Source organism: Desulfovibrio sp. OH1186_COT-070 (assembly GCF_003860215.1).
GTDB lineage: Bacteria > Desulfobacterota > Desulfovibrionia > Desulfovibrionales > Desulfovibrionaceae > Desulfovibrio.
Genome location: NZ_RQYH01000007.1, coordinates 1 through 17315 on the forward strand (window position 1 = coordinate 1; position 17315 = coordinate 17315).

Below are 17315 nucleotides of genomic sequence, written 5' to 3' on the forward strand. Positions count from 1 at the left end.
GCCCCATGACGATAATCGCTCATGGGAAAACTTTAAACAAGAAACGCTAAAGCTGCCAGCTAAAGCTGGGGGTTTTAACCCTCCCAAAGTGAGACAATCAATCTTCAACACATACGCAGGATTTCTTGACTTTTTATTGTCTGCCACCTCAAGAACTGTTCCTGCGCGCACTTCGACCTTGTCAAACTCATCTATGGTTATCATGGCAATGGCCTCCATTTTTTTCTCTTGTACGAAACTCCCCGCAGACCACAAAGCTCTGTGGGAGGATATGCACAGGGCACTGCCGTGCGGCAGTGCCCCCAGGTTGATGCCCCCGCTTTGCGGAGTGTGCGCCGCCCCGCCCGCAGAGCGGATTGACGAAAAGGCGTTCAGTCCAGAGCGGCAAGCTGCTGACGCGCCTGGGCAGCTTCCTGCTCCAGCAGGTTTTTGCGGTCCGCGCTGATGCGCAGGCTCTGCGCCAGCCCGTCCAGGTAACTGCGCTCCATGAAGTGGTCAACATCCATGATCAGGCAGGACAGGCGATAGAGGTCTTCGCCCTGCTCCACAGACCCCACCTGGGCGGCGAGAGCGGCAGGGTCCAGCGGTTCCTGCATCAGGGAGTGCATGAGCCGCGAAGTGTCCTGCCCCGGAAACATCTGGGGCAAAAACTTGCCGATGCGCGCTTCTTCCGCCGCATCAATGTGCCCGTCAGCCCGCGCCGCAAAAACCATGGCGCGCAACAGCAGCATGGCTGTGGGGTCTTGGGAGGCGTCCGCCAGGCGCATGTTCGAGGTCATTTCCGTCCGCTTTTCCGGCACGGCGACGCTCTGCCCGGCAGCCCATTTCCGGTAAAAACTCCAGGCCACGGCACCCGCCCCCAAAAGAGCCGTATTTTTCACCATGGTCCGGGAAAGAACAGAGCCGAGCAGCACGCCCAGTGTGCCCGCGCCCAAAAGGCCGCCCATGCCGCCGGGCATATGATTGTCCGCTCTGGCAACACCGGCCTTGCCCTTGCTCACCAGCGCGCCCAGCATCTCGCCAAGGTCATCCTTTTTCAGAATATCAAACAAAGACATGTCTACCTCGTTGTGGTGGTTATGGGGTCAGCATATGCCTGCAAAAAACCCTGTCAAGGCGGAATGCGGCGTGGATCACCAGTCCGTCGGCTTGCCCACAGGCCCTCTGGGGATGTCCTCCCCGAAAGAAAAGCGTGTGGGACGCTCCGGCCCTTTCAGCCTTTTGCGCACATGAACAGCAAGAGATTCGCGCAGCGCATCCACAGTCCACCCCATTGCGGGCACGACAAAAGCCTTGAGTCTGTGCCCCTCTTCCGGACGCATGAGCCGCACCTGACAACACCGCACCCCTTCGTGCTCTTCAAGAATCGCGGCGACATGGCCGGGATAAACGTTCACTCCCCCCACCTGCACGGCGGCGTCAATACGCCCGCAGGGGAGCAGACGGCGCTCGTCCAGCCAGGTGATAACGTCCTGCACGGGATACAGCCTGCACTCCCCTTCCGGGAGGCAACGCTCCAGCATGTCGGCATGCGGCCCTTTGCCGCGGGAAATATGGGGCAGCAGTTCAAAAGGATCGTCAGGGTGGAAGCGATGGCAAACAACGCCCACTTCCGAAGAACCGAAGAACTCGATGACACGAAAGCCCTGACGCAACAGGGCGTGCGCCACATCAGGAGGCATGGGAGCCGTGGCGGTGAGGGCCGTGACCCCTCTGCCTTCTTCCGAAGCTCTTTCCTTCCAGCCGCGCAGATCCGCCAGACGGGACCAGAGCAGGGGAATGCCCACAACCATGTCGCCAGGTTTCATCTGCGCTTGCGCCAGCGTGGGCAGCGGCGGCACGCACCGCACGGGAATGCCGAGGCTCAGGGGCAAAAGCAGCCCGAAGGTAAAGCCGTACATATGGTGCAGGGGGGCCGTCACCAGAGCGGAGGTGCAGTTTTCCACCAGCGGAGCAAGGCTGGTGATCTCCTGCCGCAAATGGCTTTCCGGATGGGTGCAGGGCTTGGGCTTTCCCGTGGAGCCGGAGGTAAAAAACGTGACCGCCACCGGGCCGTCCCCCCAATGTTCCAGAATCCGCAGGGGCAAACGCCCGCACTCTTCCGCAAGATTTGGCGGGGCAAGGCTGGCGCGAAACATGGCATTGCACTGCCGCGCGACATTTGCCACGCCCTCCGGGCCAAGTCCGAAATCCTGCCAGCGCATGGCAGAAAAATCCTGCGGCGGGCATGCCACAAAGCCCGGCATCCCGTGACGCCCCATTTCCGCTTGGGCAATGGACTGGACAATGGCCGTGACAGCGCGCTCCCCAAGACGGGGAATTTTCTCCAGAGGCCAGGGCTTCATGATGCCCTCCGCACTTCCACAAGAGCCTGACGCCCGTCCGGCATCCGGCACAGGCAGTCAACCGGCCCCCCGCCCGCTCCTGCCCGCTCCAGCGCAGCCAACACATCCAGCGGATGCGCCAGAGGGCCGTCATCCCACCAACGGCCTTCGGCAACGTCGGCAGATCCCCTGCCGCACAAAAGAACCTCGCTGCCTTCTGCCGGTTCCTGCTCCCAGAGCACACGCAGGCTGGCGGCAGCGGGGCGTCGGGAGGTCAGGCAAAAAAAGACCGCCCCCTGAGTCGGCACAAGGCCCGGAACATGCTGTTGCGGGCAACAGCGCGAAAAGCGCTTGTCCAGTTCGTCCACGGCTCCCGCCAGCACGTGCTCCACGCGTCCGGAGGCCAACAGGGTTTCCGCCGCCGTCAGCGCACCCGCAAAGGACAGCCCGAACTGGGAAAGAGTGCAGCACGGCCCCCGGATGCCCAGCAAAAGACTGAGCAGACCGGCCCCCACATTGTTGACCGCATGGGAAAAAGCCGTGGGGGAGGAAAGCTGCGGACCGTTGTCCAGAATGGAATCCATGAAGTCCATGCTCATCCGGACACCGCCGTAGGCCGTGCCCAACACAAGGGCCGCACGGGAAATGTCGGACCGGGACCATGCGGCAGACCGCAGGGCCGACAGTGCGGCCAGCAGGGCCGTGCGGGCATACTGCGGGATGCGGCGCAGGGACACCGTGGGCAGAAGTTCGGCCAGAGGCGATGTGTCCGGCGGTGCGGACACCCACGCCCCAGGCTCCCGATCCGCCGCCAGACTCTCCGGGCCGCTGCGGCTGTAGGCCAGTCCGGTTCCTGCCACCAGCAGGGGGAAAGCCGTCATGCATCCCCCCTTCCCAGTATCAGGGCGGCATTGCCGCCGCCAAAGCCCAGAGAGGTGGACACGGCGTACGGCAAGGACACGGACAGAGCCTCCTGCGTGGGGCTGAGGCCGATTTCCGGATCAGAAGCAGAAAATCCCGTGCTCGCGGGCACACGGCCCAGATTCAGGGCGGCCAGCGTCAGCACAGCCTCAAGGGCCCCCGCCGCGCCCAGGGTATGCCCCGTGCCGCCCTTGCTGGCCCAGACAGGTGTCCGGGGCAGCATCTGAAGCAGCACATGCCCCTCCACCCTGTCGTTTTCGCGCGTGGATGTTGCGTGGGCATTCACAAAGGCCAGGTCTTTTGCTTCCAGCCCCGCCTGCGCGAGAGCCGCTCCAAGGGCATCGGCCAGCCCGCGCCCCTGGGGATGGGGCGCGGTAAAATGGTGCGCGTCCGCCGCGCTGCCGTAGCCGAGCACCCGCCCCAGCACGGCAGCCCCCCGTTGCCGCGCGCTTGCGGCGCTTTCCAGCACCAGAGCCGCAGCCCCTTCACCCAGATTCAGCCCCTTGCGTTCCCGGTCAAAAGGACGGCACGCCTCGTCAGAGGATATCATCAGCCGGGCAAAACCCGTATGCGGCACAAGGCTCAGGGCGTCCGCGCCTCCGCAGATCACGCAGGAGCACTGGCCCGCAGCCACCATATCCCTGCCCAGACCAATGGCATCCGCCCCCGAAGTGCAGGCATTGGTCACCGTCAGGCGCGGGCCACGGGCGGCAACGTCCATGGCGAGGGCCAGATTGGAGGCAAAATAGTCTTCTCTGGCGCAGTCCTGCCCGTCCTCCCGCGCTGCGGGCAATATCCCTTTGCCGCTCTCGCGGCTGGCGGCATAGGCGTCCAGAAAGTGCAGGGCACTGCCCGCAGTGGTCCCGAGCACAAGACCGGCATCTGCCAGAAGTTCCGGCGGCAGCGCCGCCTGGGCAAGGGCCTTGTGCACCACTGTCCGGGCCAGAGCAAAGGTATCTCGGGCGGACGCCCGCCTCCCTCCGGGAAAGCATTCCCCATCAAGGGCAAAGACCGGAAAGGCCAGAGCGCGGGAATCCAGAACAGTCGCCGGAGAGAGGCGGCATTCTCCCCGGCCGAGGGCAGCCAGAGCCTCTGCGGGGGTTTTTCCGGCGGCGCAGAGACAGGCCATGCCCGTCACAACGACATCATGCCCCATGCGCCTGTTCCGCCCCAGGTTGCGGGCTGTGGGCCAGAATAAAATCGGCAAGCCGGGAGACGGAGGCAAAAGCCTCGTGCGCCTCCCCGGCGCTGGCAATGCTCACGCCGAAATCTTTTTCCACAATGACCACCAGTTCCACGGCATCCAGCGAATCCAGCATCAGGCCTGCATCGCCGAACAGGGGCGTGTCCGCGTCCAGTTCTTCCGGTTTTACGCCTTCCAGCCGCAAGCCGCTGACAATGGCCCTTTTCAGGGCGTCTTCCATCTCTTTTTTCGTCATGTTGCCCACATATCGTAAAAGTTGAAAAACTGATGGGGATATCTTTCCACAACACGCTCCATGCCGCGCGCAAACCGCAGGGCATAGGGCAGAAAGACGGCGGGATCGCGGCGCGGCAGGCCAGACGGCACATTCAGGTGCTCCGCCAGAAAGGCCCGCGTTCTGCCTTTCTCCCGCACGGAAAAAAGCATGAGCAGCGCCGCCCCGGTGAGAGAAGCCAGGGCAAAGGCATTGACGGGAATGCGTATCATCCCGCCCAGAAAAGGCACGTCAACGCCTTGGGCAGTGCGCTCTCCCACGGCGAGGCGGTCGCCCATCAGACAGACGATTTCGGAGCGCCGCAGGGCAGCCGCAGCCTCCACCAGACCGCCCACGGGGTCAGCGGCATCAATGACAGCAAAAGGACGCCCCTTCCCGTATTCAAAATAGTGCCGCCCGGCGTCCTGAGGTTGCCGCCACTGGACAACATGCACCGGCCTGTCAAGCTGTTCCAGCCCCGCAAGCCCCATCTGCCACGCGCCCAGATGGGCGGAGAGGATGATGCAGCCGCGCGGGCATTCCGCCGCTTCCCGCAGGCGCTTCTGCAAAAGAGGCTCTGTCGCCATGACCGGAAATTTTCCGGTGGTTCCCGCGACCATCCTGTCCAGCAGAAGGCACCCGAACTCCAGATACAGGCGAAAGGCATGCGCGAACATGCGCACGCGCCCCGCGCCGGGAAAGCGCCGCGACAAATAGGGCATGCAGCGTTGGCGTATCCGTGGCACGAAAACGTAGTACAAAACCACCGCCACCAGCAAGACGCGCGCCAGAGGCACAAGGCGGCAGCGTACCACGGTCTGGAAAATACCGTACTGAAAGCGTGAGCCGAGGCTGCCCCGCGCTTCTTGCGCCCCGCTCACGCCCCCCTCCCTCCGGCGCGCATTCCGCGCCGTGCCAGCGAAGCCAATCCCCAGACCGTCAGCCCGGCCAGCAAACCCAGAAAGGGCGCAAGACAAAAAGCACCTGCCACCCAATCCAGAAGGCGCTGCGGTGCCTCATACCCCAAAGTCTGGACAGAAAACTCCGTCAGCCAGCGGCCGTTGCGCAGCCTGTAGCCCAGCAAAACGCCCAGCCCCGGCACTACCGGCGGCCATGCCAGAGGAATCATGGTCAACGCGCAGAGGCGGTTCAGGCGCATCCAGCCGATGCAGAAGAGCAGCAGAATGCTTTGCAGCCCCGGCAAAGGCAGGGCAGATACTGCCAGCGCCACACCGGCGGATTTTCCCAGGTGCAGCGGGCTGGACGCATCCCGCAAAAGCAGGCGCAAGGACTCCAGAGGACGCAGAAGGGACACCCGCTCCCGCGCATCGCCCGCCTGCTGCCGAAAAGGCACTGGCAGCAGGGCGCGCAAGGTCAGGCGCGTATTCAGCAAGGAAATGCGCATGTTGTCACGGCACGGGCGGAAATGGGAAATGCGCGCGCTCCCCGGCGGATACAGAACGCGGATTTCGATCTCCCGTACCGCGAATCCGGCCCAGGCCGCGCGCACCAGCACCTCCACCTCAAAGGCATAGCCTTTTTCCGTAAATTTCAGGTTCCGCAACACATCTATGGGGTAGGCCCGAAATCCGCTCTGCATGTCGGAAACGCCGATCCCCGTCTGCACCCGCATCCAGAATCCGGAAAACGCCCGGCCAAAGCGCGACGCGCGGGGCACGTGGGGCACGGAAAAATCGCGCCGTCCCACAATGATCGCCGCAGGCTCACGCTCCAGCGCGGCCAGAAAAAGGGGAATGTCCTCGGGATAGTGCTGGCCGTCGGCGTCCAGGGTGATCATGTGGCTTGCCCCTCGCCGGGCCGCCTCCTCCGCGCCTGTCAGGAGGGCCGCTCCCTTGCCGCTGTTGCGCGGCAGGCGCACCAGATGCAGGGGCAGGCCCGCCAGCCTTTCCGCGCCGTGATCCGTGGACCCGTCGTCCACCACAATGACCAAGGGGTGAACGCGCAGAGCGCGCTCCGCCACCGCGCGCACGCTGCTGGCATGGTTGTAGAGCGGGATGACCACTGCGCTCACGGGCGGCACACTATTTCTCCCTGACGCCACCGTGCGCAAAACTTTTTGTAAAACTCCGGCGCCTCCACCAGAAGCCCGCCGTCAGAACCGAGCATGAGCTGCGTGGTTCCTGCGGTTGTGGTCACCCGACCTTCCGCGTCCTCAATGCGATAGGTGTATTCCAGCACGGCAGCCTCGTTCCAGAGCAGTTCCGTCCGCACCGCATATGTCTGCCCATAGCGCATGGGCAGGCGGAAATCCAGATGAAAAAGCTTGAGCGGCACAAAAACGCCGTGCTCCAGAAAATCGAGATAGCCGATGCCGTACCGCCGCCCCATAGCCTCACGGCCGTCTTCAAGCCAACTGGCGTAGCGCCCGTGCCACATGATGCGCGCGGCATCAACCTCCTCAAAACGGACGGTACGGCTGATGCTCACGCGCAAAGGCTCCACCCCCGATGGCGGCGTCCTCCGGCGGCGCTCCCCTAGCCTGCGCATGTTTCCACCTGAAAACGGGCAGCCACGCCAGCCCGGCTTTGCACAACGCATGTCCAGACGCCCGGCCCGCCGCCGGGAGAAACAAGCAGTTCCAGATCTTCCTCCGGTGCAAGCGGGGCCAGAAACTTGGCCTGGGGGATGCCGGTCAAAACGCCCTCATGGCCGCAATCCTCCAGCGTGGCCTGGGCCATCACTATCTGAACCATTGCGGGCAATACCGGCCGGAGGGGAAAGTGCCCAAGAAAGACCGGGCTGTCCGGCGCAAAACGAAATGTTCTGCGCAGGCTTCCGCCGGGCAGGACTTCCGGCGCGGACGCCGCAGCAGCTATGGCCTTGCGCAACACGCTCATGTCACACTACCTCCGCATTCCGGCGCCCGCCCGCACTCCCGTGATCCGGGCACACTGCGGCTCCGGCCTCCCGTGTGGGCAGGGGCCATTTCATGGCTGGAGACGGTTTGAATTTTTCTCCGGCAAGGACGCAAACCGCATGTCCATGCCGAATCCGCCCTCTTCCGCATACTGTGCGCACAGCGTCTCCTCATCACGGAAAAAACGCGCTTCCCAAGGCTCCCGCCCACCGCGCAGATCCCCGCCGGAAAGCATGCCGGGCAGCATCCTGTATACAGCCCGCCCCGCATGGCGCAGCAGACGTTGTGCCCCGGCATTCTGCCCTGTGGCCGGAACGCAGGTCATCACAAGCATATTTTGCCGGGCTTGCCCCGTGGCGGCAGCATAGCGGCAATGCCCGAAGGTGCGGCCATACGGCAGGATCAGAACCAGGCTGCCTTCGCCCTTTTCCATCTGCACAGCGCCCTGCACGGGCAGGGAATGCCCCGCCCATGTCAGCCGTGCGCCGAACTGCGCTGTGAACGTCTGTTCCGCGTGCTGCCGGGGAAGAGAAATTTCTCTGGCACAGCCGCCGGAAAATCCCGATATTCCCAGCAGGGCGACACACAGCCAGCAACGAAGATTCATTGCTTTTCTCCGGGCCGGGCGGGGCTCTCCTCCGGGCACACCGCCCCGCTGCTTTCTCCCACGCACAGCCGGGGCAGAAGCCAGAGGGCAACAGGTATTTCCGCCAGCAGACCCCAGAAAACCACTTCTCCCATAGCCCTGAGCACAGGGTGGCTTGCCAGAGCCAAAAGCCCCATGCCCGCAAGGGTCGTCAGCGATGAAACCAGCACCGCCCTTTGCGCTCCCGCCCTGATGCCCCTGACAAGCTCGTGGGCCACAAGAATGCCGTGATCCGCGGAGAGCCCCAGCACCAGCGGCAGGGCCGCCATGCCCGCCAGCGTCAGGGGCTGCCCCGTGCAGGCCATCCAGGCAAGGACAGTACCAATGGAACACAAGGGCGGCAAAGATGCAAACAGGGCCATGCGCGCGCTTTTCAGGCAGGCAAAGAGCACGGCAAAGCAGGCCATCCAGGCCAGAGGCAGAAGATGCCTTTCTGACGCAAACTGCCGCGACAGCGTTTTTTCGAGAAAACCGGGCAAAAGAATCAGGACGTCCTGAAGCGTTCCCCCCTCCACACGCGAAAAATCCGTTCCCGGCCCTGCGAAAAGCAGAACTCTGGCTCGCTCCCCGGCGGCACGCACAGCCTCGCCGGGCACGAATGTGTCCAGCAGTTCGCCAAGACCCGCCGCGCGCACGACGTCAGGGCCGAAGGGCGCCACAGGCTGTTGCAGCAGCCCAAAGAAGGAGGCAAAGGCATTGTCTGCAAAGCCGTGTCTGCGAGCCGCCTCCGCCAGCAGGCCGCGCAGTTGCTGCCCGTGCTCCCGCGCAAAGCGCGTCCAACGCCGCACGTTTTCCCTCGCTTCCTCCGGCCCGGGCCACATATCGCCGGGTGTGAGCAGGTCCACAGCAGGATCGACGCGGCGCAGAGCATGGGAAAGACGGCGGGCCTTGCGCATGGCGTCTTCCATGTTTGCCCCTTCCACAACCAGCACCGTGGTCCCGGACGATCCCCAAATAGCCTCAAGGCGGCGGGCGTCCTCGTGCAAGAGGTGTGCATCCGCCCCCATGCTGCGCGGGGAAACATCCACCCCCACATGAAAAAAAAGAAAAAAACACAGGGAAAGCAGCAGGCTTGCAGCAATGCCCGTGCGCCACAGGGAAGGCTGCACAGGCATTGCCGTCCGGACAGAGGCATGCAGGCGCGGCCCGGAAAACCAGGGACAGAGCGGCAAAACAGTAATAGCCAGCACAAAACCCGCACTCAAGGCAAGAAGGGAAAAACAGGCCAGTTGCCGCACTGCGGGCAATCCGGAAAACAGCAGCACAACAAAGCCGGAAATATTGACCAGATAGCCCTGAAACAGGGGGGCGGCCAGATTGTGGAGCGCATCTTCCGCCGAAGCCCCCTCCCGCAGGGCAAAATGCACATGAACGGCATAGTCTTCCGCCAGACCAAGGGTCGCCGCGCCAAAGCCCAGGGCCAGGCCCGACAGGACAGGAAAAAGAAGCGTCATCCCGCCCAGAGCCATGCTTGCGGCCACGCAGGGCGTCAGCAAAAGCCACACTGCGCCTGCCGAACGCACCAGCGCCAGATAAACGGCCAGCAGCGCCGCCAGGGAAAAACCGGCCACAAAGGCCATGTCCCGGTGGATGGTGCGGGTATTGACAGCGCTGTGCCGCTGCCCGCCGACCACAAGGGCCCGCATGTCCGGAGCGAGGATGTGGGCCAGACCGTTTTCCACGGCGTCCAGAAGCTGCACCGCCGCATCCACATCGTGCAGGGAATGGGCGGGGCGCAGAACCAGAAGCAGATGCCTGCCGTCAGTACTCACCGGATACCCGAGTACAGGGTCGGAAGGAGTGCGCGCATGCCCGTCAGGCAGACGGGAAAGCACTGCCGGGAGCAGGCCCAGCGGGTCGGCCTGAAGCCAGCCAAGAGCCGGTCCGGACGCAAGAAGGCTGCCCAGACGCGCATGCACGGCGCGCACAGCGTCATCCGCCACCTGGGGATCAAGAGCGGCCTCCAGCCGCGCCAGTACTTTTTCGTCCGTATAGTAGGGCAGCAGTTGCAGAAGCTCTGCCGGATCAGGCAAAACCGCCTCCACGGGCCGGGCAAGATGCGCGGGCAGGCGGCGCACAAGAGCATCTGCCGCTTCCGCCAGGGCGGTTGCGCCGTTTTCCCGCTCCGTACTCAGGCTCACAAACAGCAGGCGCGAAGCGGGAACAAGATCCAGCGCCCCGGCCATGCTCCGGGACTCTGCATCCGCATCGGGGAAAAAAGCCGTGCTGCCGGTATCGGTTTGTACGCGCAGGGCCAGCAAAACCGCGCCGAACCACAGGCCAAAGACCAGCGCAAAACACAACAGCCTGTGCGCCCGCATGGTGCTGTGAAGAGCGACAAGAAGGAGCCGGGCGTTCATGGGAAGGATCAGAAAGCGCCGTCCCCGGCCGCGCACCGGGCCGGGAGAGGCCGGTTGACTTCCACGGAGCGGAACAGGATATGCACAACATCCCCACCGGCCTCCACAAAACTCAGGCGGCGCACGCTGGCCATATCTTCGGCAAAGCCGACATCCATCCGGGCAAAAAATGCGGGACGGCGCGGGAACAGCCGCAGGCTCCGCGCCTCATCGCCCGGCTCAAGCCTGTACGCCGCGCGCAGGGCTTGCGGGTCAATGTCCATCCACTGGAGCACATGACGCACAATACTGGAAATAAGAGCAGTCTCCCGTCCGTCTGCGGAGCGCGCGCGGGAGGGATCGCCTTCCCAGAGACGCCCCTTGCCCGCCTCATGGACAAAGCCCGAACGCAAAGGGTGGGTGTATGCCCAGAGCAGGCGCTCACCGGAGATATCCCCTTTTTTGTTCTCCCGCTGCCGCCGCAGACAGAGAAAGCCGTGCGACTCCAGAGGACGTTTCAGGAGGGACACATGTTTTTCCTGCAAGAAATCGGCGCTGAGGGACGTGGTTCCGGCATTGCGCAGGGCCACTTCCTCCAGCAGGCGCAGGGCGGCATCCTCTCCCCCGCTGCCCGCAGCAGGCGAGGCCCAGACAACAAAGGCGCACAGCACCAGCCCCGCAACGCCCCCTCTCTGTCCACGCACTATTCTTCCTCCGGAAGAAAAACCTTGATCTGCCCTGACGCCAGCAGCTTCTCCCCGCACCAAACCTCGCCCGTGACCACGGCGATATTGCCCAGGCGCGCCGTGAGGCAGACCGTAACGGCCAGACGCTGCCCCAGGCGCGCATCGTCGTGCACAATCACATCGCGCAGAGCGGCAAGATAGCCCCAGCCGGGAGCACGCTGCCCCGCAGCCCGCAGGCATGCCCCGGTCCCTGCGGCAAAGCACTGGGCCAGCATTTCCGCAAAAGCCGCCCGCTCCAGCAAACCGTTGGGACGCAAAAAAGGATTGTCCGCACGGACTTCCAGCACAGCCCGCGCTGCCTGCGCCGAAAAACTCTCCAGAGCGTCCAGCAGAAGCATGGGCGGACGGTGGGGCAACAAATCCGTTACGGGGACAGGCTGAATCATGTGTCAGATTCCTGCAAGGATTCCAGACAGCGGGCGTACTGCGCCCGCGCAAAACGCATCATGGCCCGGTGTGGCAAATTTTCGCCCGAAAAATCCCCAGGCTGCACCGGGGACAGAAATTCCATGTGCACGGGAGCGGGAAAAATGCCCCTGCCGCCCGGAGGCGCGACCTGAAAACTGTTGCGGATCAGCAGGGGAAGCACGGGGCACCCTGCCCGCACCGCCACCCGGAAGGCCCCGGAACGAAATTTCCCCAAGGCTCCCGTTCTGGTGCGGCGGCCTTCGGGAAAAAACACCAGCGTCGCCCCTTCTTCCAGACGTTGCAGGCAAAGCGCCTCTGCCTGCTCCACGGGCAGACTCTCCACATCAATGTATCCGGCGCAGCGCATGACCGGAGCAAAGAAAAACAGACGGCGGAAGGGCCAGCTTTTGGTCACCAGGCACAGATTGGCCTGAGCTTGCGCGCCAAGAAGATAAATATCCAGAAAAGACTGATGGTTGCATATCATGACCGAGGCAGGAAAGCGCACGGCCAGATCCCCTTGGCGAAGGTGTACCGGCAGCCAGGGCCGGAGCCAGAAAAGCATGCCGCGCCCGTAGAACCAGATCGCCCTGCGGCTGAACGGGGCCAGTTTCCGGGGGCAGAAAGGCCGCAGAACGGCCAGGCACAACATGCAGGGCAGGACAGCAAGAGTCCAGCACAAGAAAACAAGGCGGACGGCAATGCCCGACACCATGCCTACCCGCTTTCCCCAAGGGCTCCCTGGTCGCGCAAGGCGGCGATAAAGGCATGGATATCCCCGACGGTCCGGATTTTTGCCAGGGATTCCTTGTTGTGCAGTTTGCAGCCAAAGGCTTTTTCCAGCACAATGACCATATCCACAATATCAAGGCTGTCCAGGCCGAGATCTTCCCTGATGCGGGCTGAAGGCGTCAGGCTTTCCGGATCCAGCTCAAATTCTTCGCTCAGGGCGGCATTGACGGTTTTTTCGATATCACTGTGATTCATGGGGCAGTATTGTACGGGGCTTGGCGGAACATGTCGAGAACAATGCTGCAGTGGCAGCCGCCCAGAGCAAAGCTGTTTTTCAGCACCAGACTGTTGCGTGAGCGCAGGGGAGCAAAAAAGTGCCCCGGATTGCCGCAACGGGGATCGGGATCGTGCAGGCCTCTCGTGGGGGCATAAAGGCCGTCACGCAGCATTGCGACGCACAATATGCTTTCCAGCGCTCCGCTGGCGGCCATGGTATGCCCCATGTGCCCCTTGAGGCTGCTCACGGGAACCTTCGGTCCGAAAAGTTTTTCAATGGCCCTGCCTTCGGCCATGTCTCCAGATTCCGTAGCCGTGGCATGGGCATTCACATAGCCCACGCTTTCTGCGCCGATACCGGCATCGTCCAGAGCCTGACGCATGCATTCGCCGATGGCTTCGGCATCGGGATGGGCAATGCTGCCCGGCGAGGAAAGCAGAGCCGCTCCGAGCACCTCCGCCAGAACGGGAGCATTGCGGGCCTGCGCGCTGCGCAGGCTTTCCAGCACCAGAATGCCCGCGCCCTCCGAACACACAAGCCCGGCCCTTTTTTTGTCAAAGGGCAGCGAGGCCTGCCGGGGATCGGCCTCCTCCGAAGCCGCCCCCAACCGTGCGAACGTGGCCGGAACCAGAGGGTGAAATTCGTCCGCGCCGCCGCAGAGCATGATCTCCTCCCGGCCAGCGGCAATGGCCTCATAGCCCAGGCAGATGGCGGCAAGGCCGGAGGAACAGGCCATGGACGGAGCCAGCATGCGCCCGGTACAGCCGCAGGCCTGCGCCACATTGGCGGCAACGCTGTGCCCCATGACCTTGAAAAAAACCGTGCTGCGCGCGCTGTCCATATTGCCTTCGTGCAAAAACAGGCTGAAAAAATCCTGCAACGTGCCGGGGCTGCCCAAAGTGGAGCCTACGGCAACGCCTGTTCTTGTTTGCGGCGCGGGAGGCAGGGCCGCCTGTTCCAGGGCCTCCCAGGCCGCCAGACAGGCAAAAACAGACATGGGCGACATGGACCGGCGCAGTTCGCGCGGGATGCGCTTTGCATCCACAGGGGGAACCCGTCCGGCCACACGGCAGCAAAAACCTTCCGCCTCCTGTTCCGGCAGGGGACAAAGGGCGCAGGCATTCCGGCGCAGCCCCCTGACCATGCACTCCACTCCCCCGCCGTACGGCGAAACAGCGCCCATGCCCGTAATGACTACCCGTTCTCCGCGCATTGCCTGAACTCCTTGAGTACCGCATCGTGCCCGACGGCAAAGCCTACGGCAAGGGCCGCGCTCACAATGCCTCCCAGGACACCGGGCAGCAGAATATTCTGCCCCGCCAGAAGCAGGCCCGGCAGGCGCGTGACAGGCAGCAGGGGCATGGTATGCCAATGATGCCCCACCCCGTACAGGCTGCCCGTGGCTCCGTGTATCCAGTGCCGCAGGGTCAGGGGCGTGGCGGCGTCCAGAACACGCCAGGCATCTGCAAGGCCGGGCAGGCGTTTTTCGGCCTGGGCACGCACACGGGCCACGGCCTCCCTTTTCCAGTCCGCACAGGCGCGGGGGGAGTCGGGGGGAGCGCCCGGCGGCAGAAAAGCCGCTGCCATGACGGCCATCCTGCCGTCATGCTGCGGCCTGTCGCAAAAAAGATACAGGCAGGGCTCATCATCCTCCAGATCGGGAAACATGCAGGCACTCTCCGCTTCGGGCAAAAGATACACGCTTTCGCCTGGATGCAGAACGCCGCGGGCCTCGGCAAACAGCAACAGTGCCGAGCGGCTTTCCGGCAAATCCGCGATGCGGTGAAGATAGGCGGGGCGAAAAAGCCCGCCGGGCACAATGGACGCGAGTTGGGACGGGTGCCCGGTAAAAATGCAGAGGTCACAGGCCAGACGCTCCCCGTCATGCACAAAAACGCCGCTCACATTCCTGCCCGCGCTGACATCAAGGCCGCATACCATCTGCCCGCAGCGCACAGGAACACCCGTTTTTTGCAGAATATCCAGCAGCCCCGCGGCAAGTGCGGCTCCTCCTCCGTCCCAGGAACCGTTGGACTGAAAGTAGGGCCCGGCCACCAAGGCATAGTCTTCCCATGCGGATTCGTGGGGCAGTATGCCGTACAGCAGGCAGCGCGCTCCGAGCATGGCGCGCAGGGCGGCGGGAAACCCGGCCCCCTGCAGTATCCCGTCCGTGTTGCCCCGGCGGTGCCAGACAGGCGCAGGCTCGCCGCAAACAGCGGGGTTGAGATAGGGAGAGTGCGCGAGTTGGCGCTCCATGTCCTGCAAAAGAGCCCACAGGGCGTCTCCTGTGCCGGGGAACTGCCTGTCCACAGCGGTGCGGACAGCCTCATGCCCGTCCGGCAGAAAGTATCTGCTGCCGTCGGCAAAGCGGAAGACGTCCCGGCGGCCCGTGCGGATATTCCCCAGCGCCTTTTCCACCCCCAAGGCGCGCAGCCAGCGGCGCAGGACACCACCCTTGTGCAGGCCGCCGCCGCAGTGGAAACCCGTGTCAAAGTGCAGCCCCTGACGCCGGAAACCTCGCAAAAGAGGAGCCGGAGAGGGTGCGGCCTCCAGCACGGTGACGGCATGCCCCTGCCGTGCCAGAAAAATCGCGGCGCTCAAACCGGAGATGCCGCTGCCCACCACCACGCAGCGCATCAGGAAACCCGCAGGATCAGGCAGGCATTGTTGCCGCCGAAACCGGCGGCATTGCTCAGGACAATCCGGGGCGGGCGCTCCAGCCTGCGGGCCAGCACCGGAATGCCCCGCGTTCCGTCGTCCGGTTCCCCGTAATTGCGCGTTCCGGCAACAAAGCCCGCCTGGGCCATCACAATGGCATATGCCGCCTGCGCCGCGCCGGACATCCACAATTCGTGCCCGGTCAGACTTTTGAGGGCCGTCACGGGCGGGCAGTCCGCACCGAAGACCATACGGATATTGGCGGCTTCGGCGGCATCGCCCAGGGGGGTGGATGTGGCATGGGCATTGATGAGATCAATGTGCGCCGGGGTCAGGCGCGCGTCGGCCAGAGCCATGCGCATGGCGCGCGCCAGACCATCCCGGGAAGGCACGGAAAGGCCCTCTCCGTCAGCACTGCACCCGAAACCCAGAACTTCCGCCAGCAGGGGCACGCCCCGCGCACGCGCAAGCTCATACTCCTCCAGCAAAAGAACAGCGGCACCGCCGCTGGGCACAAGCCCGTCCCTCTCCCTGTCAAAGGGGCGGGAGGCATCTTCGGGAGGCATGCGCACGGAAAAGGCTCCCAGCCCGTCAAAGGCGCATACGGACTGCCAGTTCACCTCCTGTGCCGCACCGCACAATACGCGATCCAGACGGCCAAGCCGGATCTGGTCCGCAGCCTGCCCCACGGCATGGGCTCCGCTGGCGCACGCGGCGCTCACCGTCCAGCAGGGGCCGGTGTTGCCCAGAAGGACATTGAGATTCATGGTGATGGTGGAGTTCATGCCGCGAAAAACGTGCCCGCTGCCCATGCCCGACGTGACGCCCGCCTCCTCCAGAGCCTGCTGCTGCTCCAGAACCGCGAGAACCGAAGAATCGTTGCCAAAAACAAGCCCGCAACGCTCGGAGCGCAGATCCGCCGGTTCCAGACCGGCCTGGGCCAGGGCTTCCAGCGCCGCAGCGTGGGCCTGAACGGCATATTCGGGCATGGTTTTGCGCTGTTTGCGGCCCAGGTGGGCGGCAGGGTCAAAGTCTTTGATCCGGCCTGTCAGCGGGCTGCGAAAGCCGCGTTCCGTACGGGCGGGCTCGGCCACAATGCCCGAAGCCCCCGCATACAGGGATCGGGCCACAGCCTCCCGGCCAATGCCCAGAACAGACACAAGCCCCACTCCGGTAACAGCCACACGTTTCATGCGTTCTCACATGTACAGGCCGCCGTTGGCGGAAATCACCTGCCCGGTGACGTAGGAGGAAAGGCCGGAACACAGAAAGCGCACACAGCCCGCCACTTCCTCTGCGGTGCCGGGGCGGCCGAGGGGAATGTTTTTTCTGTATTCCTCCAGAGGCAGACCAAGGGTCATGTCTGTAGCGATGAAGCCCGGCGCCACCGCATTGACCAGAATGTTGCGCCTGCCCAGTTCGCGGGCCAGAGCGCGCGTGGCTCCCACAAGTCCCGCCTTGGCCGCGGAATAGTTGACCTGCCCCGCCATGCCGGTCTGCCCGGAAGCGGATACAATGTTGACAATGCGGCCCTGCCGCGCCCGCTGCATGTGCGGCACAATGCGGCGCGTGACATGAAAAAAGCCGCCCAGATGCACGTCCAGCACAGAATGCCACTGCTCGTCGGACATCAGGCCAAAAACCGCATCGCGGGCAAAACCGGCATTGTTGACCAAGGCAAAAGGCGTTTCCCGCTCCAGCAGGGGAGCCAGCGCCCCGTCCACAGCCTCTTTGTCGGCCACGTCAAAAGGCACGGGAAAGCAGCGGCGTCCCAGGGCCTCAATTTCCTGCCGCGCGCTTTCCGCGGCCTGGTGGTCGCTGCGGTAATTGAGCCAGATATCGAAACCGTCAGCCGCCAGCCCCAAGGCCACGGCCCTGCCGATTCCCCTGCCCGCCCCTGTCACGAAAGCCACAGGCCCCATATGCGGT

Annotated in this window: 20 protein-coding genes; all 20 read right to left on the minus strand. The window is 63.9% G+C overall.

The window, feature by feature from the left end; translation table 11 throughout:
* Positions 1–219 (minus strand): hypothetical protein (locus tag EII23_RS13125; RefSeq protein ID WP_409360223.1); only part of this gene is annotated, 219 nt, incomplete at its 3' end.
* A 152-nt stretch (positions 220–371) separates the two neighbouring features.
* Complete coding sequence (locus EII23_RS03690) at positions 372–1058, minus strand: tellurite resistance TerB family protein (RefSeq protein WP_124792046.1); 687 nt, start codon at positions 1056–1058, stop codon at positions 372–374.
* 75 nt (positions 1059–1133) lie between these two features.
* Complete coding sequence (locus EII23_RS03695) at positions 1134–2345, minus strand: AMP-binding protein (RefSeq protein ID WP_124792047.1); 1212 nt, start codon at positions 2343–2345, stop codon at positions 1134–1136.
* Positions 2342–3205 (minus strand): beta-ketoacyl synthase chain length factor, encoded by an 864-nt coding sequence (locus EII23_RS03700; RefSeq protein WP_124792048.1) that lies wholly within the window; start codon positions 3203–3205, stop codon positions 2342–2344. The genes EII23_RS03695 and EII23_RS03700 overlap by 4 nt, the downstream gene beginning before the upstream one ends.
* Positions 3202–4401 (minus strand): beta-ketoacyl synthase N-terminal-like domain-containing protein, encoded by a 1200-nt coding sequence (locus tag EII23_RS03705; protein WP_124792049.1) that lies wholly within the window; start codon positions 4399–4401, stop codon positions 3202–3204. The genes EII23_RS03700 and EII23_RS03705 overlap by 4 nt, the downstream gene beginning before the upstream one ends.
* The gene (locus tag EII23_RS03710; protein WP_260424579.1) at positions 4391–4684 is read right to left on the minus strand and encodes a phosphopantetheine-binding protein; all 294 of its coding nucleotides are present in this window, start codon (positions 4682–4684) and stop codon (positions 4391–4393) included. The genes EII23_RS03705 and EII23_RS03710 overlap by 11 nt, the downstream gene beginning before the upstream one ends.
* Positions 4681–5583 (minus strand): lysophospholipid acyltransferase family protein, encoded by a 903-nt coding sequence (locus EII23_RS03715; protein WP_124792050.1) that lies wholly within the window; start codon positions 5581–5583, stop codon positions 4681–4683. Before EII23_RS03715 ends, EII23_RS03710 begins: the two co-directional genes overlap by 4 nt.
* Positions 5580–6743: a glycosyltransferase gene (locus tag EII23_RS03720; protein WP_124792051.1), complete on the minus strand. Its 1164-nt coding sequence runs from the start codon at positions 6741–6743 to the stop codon at positions 5580–5582. The genes EII23_RS03715 and EII23_RS03720 overlap by 4 nt, the downstream gene beginning before the upstream one ends.
* The gene (locus tag EII23_RS03725) at positions 6731–7210 is read right to left on the minus strand and encodes a thioesterase family protein (RefSeq protein ID WP_124792052.1); all 480 of its coding nucleotides are present in this window, start codon (positions 7208–7210) and stop codon (positions 6731–6733) included. Before EII23_RS03725 ends, EII23_RS03720 begins: the two co-directional genes overlap by 13 nt.
* Positions 7198–7560 carry a hypothetical protein gene (locus tag EII23_RS03730; protein ID WP_124792053.1) on the minus strand — a complete coding sequence of 121 codons (363 nt, stop codon included), beginning with the start codon at positions 7558–7560 and terminating at the stop codon, positions 7198–7200. Before EII23_RS03730 ends, EII23_RS03725 begins: the two co-directional genes overlap by 13 nt.
* A 90-nt stretch (positions 7561–7650) precedes the next feature.
* Positions 7651–8187, minus strand: coding sequence for a hypothetical protein (locus EII23_RS03735; protein ID WP_124792054.1), 537 nt, complete (start codon positions 8185–8187; stop codon positions 7651–7653).
* Positions 8184–10586, minus strand: a complete 2403-nt coding sequence (locus tag EII23_RS03740) for a hypothetical protein (protein ID WP_124792055.1) — start codon at positions 10584–10586, stop codon at positions 8184–8186. Before EII23_RS03740 ends, EII23_RS03735 begins: the two co-directional genes overlap by 4 nt.
* An 8-nt stretch (positions 10587–10594) precedes the next feature.
* Positions 10595–11269 (minus strand): outer membrane lipoprotein carrier protein LolA, encoded by a 675-nt coding sequence (locus EII23_RS03745; protein WP_124792056.1) that lies wholly within the window; start codon positions 11267–11269, stop codon positions 10595–10597.
* On the minus strand, positions 11269–11697 hold the full coding sequence (locus EII23_RS03750; protein ID WP_124792057.1) for a hypothetical protein: 429 nt from the start codon (positions 11695–11697) through the stop codon (positions 11269–11271). Before EII23_RS03750 ends, EII23_RS03745 begins: the two co-directional genes overlap by 1 nt.
* Positions 11694–12434 carry a 1-acyl-sn-glycerol-3-phosphate acyltransferase gene (locus tag EII23_RS03755; RefSeq protein ID WP_124792058.1) on the minus strand — a complete coding sequence of 247 codons (741 nt, stop codon included), beginning with the start codon at positions 12432–12434 and terminating at the stop codon, positions 11694–11696. The genes EII23_RS03750 and EII23_RS03755 overlap by 4 nt, the downstream gene beginning before the upstream one ends.
* Positions 12435–12436: 2 nt before the next feature.
* A complete protein-coding gene (locus tag EII23_RS03760) occupies positions 12437–12706 on the minus strand; it encodes an acyl carrier protein (protein WP_124792059.1) in 270 nt (89 codons plus the stop codon).
* Entirely contained in the window at positions 12703–13941 is a 1239-nt protein-coding gene (locus EII23_RS03765) for a beta-ketoacyl synthase (protein ID WP_124792060.1), read from the minus strand. The genes EII23_RS03760 and EII23_RS03765 overlap by 4 nt, the downstream gene beginning before the upstream one ends.
* A complete protein-coding gene (locus EII23_RS03770) occupies positions 13923–15365 on the minus strand; it encodes an NAD(P)/FAD-dependent oxidoreductase (protein ID WP_124792061.1) in 1443 nt (480 codons plus the stop codon). The genes EII23_RS03765 and EII23_RS03770 overlap by 19 nt, the downstream gene beginning before the upstream one ends.
* Entirely contained in the window at positions 15365–16579 is a 1215-nt protein-coding gene (locus EII23_RS03775) for a beta-ketoacyl synthase (protein WP_124792062.1), read from the minus strand. Before EII23_RS03775 ends, EII23_RS03770 begins: the two co-directional genes overlap by 1 nt.
* A 6-nt stretch (positions 16580–16585) precedes the next feature.
* Complete coding sequence (locus EII23_RS03780; RefSeq protein WP_124792063.1) at positions 16586–17308, minus strand: SDR family NAD(P)-dependent oxidoreductase; 723 nt, start codon at positions 17306–17308, stop codon at positions 16586–16588.
* Positions 17309–17315 lie beyond the last annotated feature (7 nt).

Bases quoted from the DNA above. Each gene is read 5' to 3' on its own strand.
- EII23_RS03765 (WP_124792060.1), bottom strand. From the start codon at position 13,941: ATGCGCGGAGAACGGGTAGTCATTACGGGCATGGGCGCTGTTTCGCCG.
- EII23_RS03730 (WP_124792053.1), bottom strand. From the start codon at position 7,560: ATGAGCGTGTTGCGCAAGGCCATAGCTGCTGCGGCGTCCGCGCCGGAA.
- EII23_RS03695 (WP_124792047.1), bottom strand. From the start codon at position 2,345: ATGAAGCCCTGGCCTCTGGAGAAAATTCCCCGTCTTGGGGAGCGCGCT.
- EII23_RS03740 (WP_124792055.1), bottom strand. From the start codon at position 10,586: ATGAACGCCCGGCTCCTTCTTGTCGCTCTTCACAGCACCATGCGGGCG.
- EII23_RS03770 (WP_124792061.1), bottom strand. From the start codon at position 15,365: ATGCGCTGCGTGGTGGTGGGCAGCGGCATCTCCGGTTTGAGCGCCGCG.
- EII23_RS03725 (WP_124792052.1), bottom strand. From the start codon at position 7,210: ATGCGCAGGCTAGGGGAGCGCCGCCGGAGGACGCCGCCATCGGGGGTG.
- EII23_RS03780 (WP_124792063.1), bottom strand. From the start codon at position 17,308: ATGGGGCCTGTGGCTTTCGTGACAGGGGCGGGCAGGGGAATCGGCAGG.
- EII23_RS03690 (WP_124792046.1), bottom strand. From the start codon at position 1,058: ATGTCTTTGTTTGATATTCTGAAAAAGGATGACCTTGGCGAGATGCTG.
- EII23_RS03755 (WP_124792058.1), bottom strand. From the start codon at position 12,434: ATGGTGTCGGGCATTGCCGTCCGCCTTGTTTTCTTGTGCTGGACTCTT.
- EII23_RS03710 (WP_260424579.1), bottom strand. From the start codon at position 4,684: ATGACGAAAAAAGAGATGGAAGACGCCCTGAAAAGGGCCATTGTCAGC.
- EII23_RS03735 (WP_124792054.1), bottom strand. From the start codon at position 8,187: ATGAATCTTCGTTGCTGGCTGTGTGTCGCCCTGCTGGGAATATCGGGA.
- EII23_RS03700 (WP_124792048.1), bottom strand. From the start codon at position 3,205: ATGACGGCTTTCCCCCTGCTGGTGGCAGGAACCGGACTGGCCTACAGC.
- EII23_RS03750 (WP_124792057.1), bottom strand. From the start codon at position 11,697: ATGATTCAGCCTGTCCCCGTAACGGATTTGTTGCCCCACCGTCCGCCC.
- EII23_RS03760 (WP_124792059.1), bottom strand. From the start codon at position 12,706: ATGAATCACAGTGATATCGAAAAAACCGTCAATGCCGCCCTGAGCGAA.
- EII23_RS03705 (WP_124792049.1), bottom strand. From the start codon at position 4,401: ATGGGGCATGATGTCGTTGTGACGGGCATGGCCTGTCTCTGCGCCGCC.
- EII23_RS03775 (WP_124792062.1), bottom strand. From the start codon at position 16,579: ATGAAACGTGTGGCTGTTACCGGAGTGGGGCTTGTGTCTGTTCTGGGC.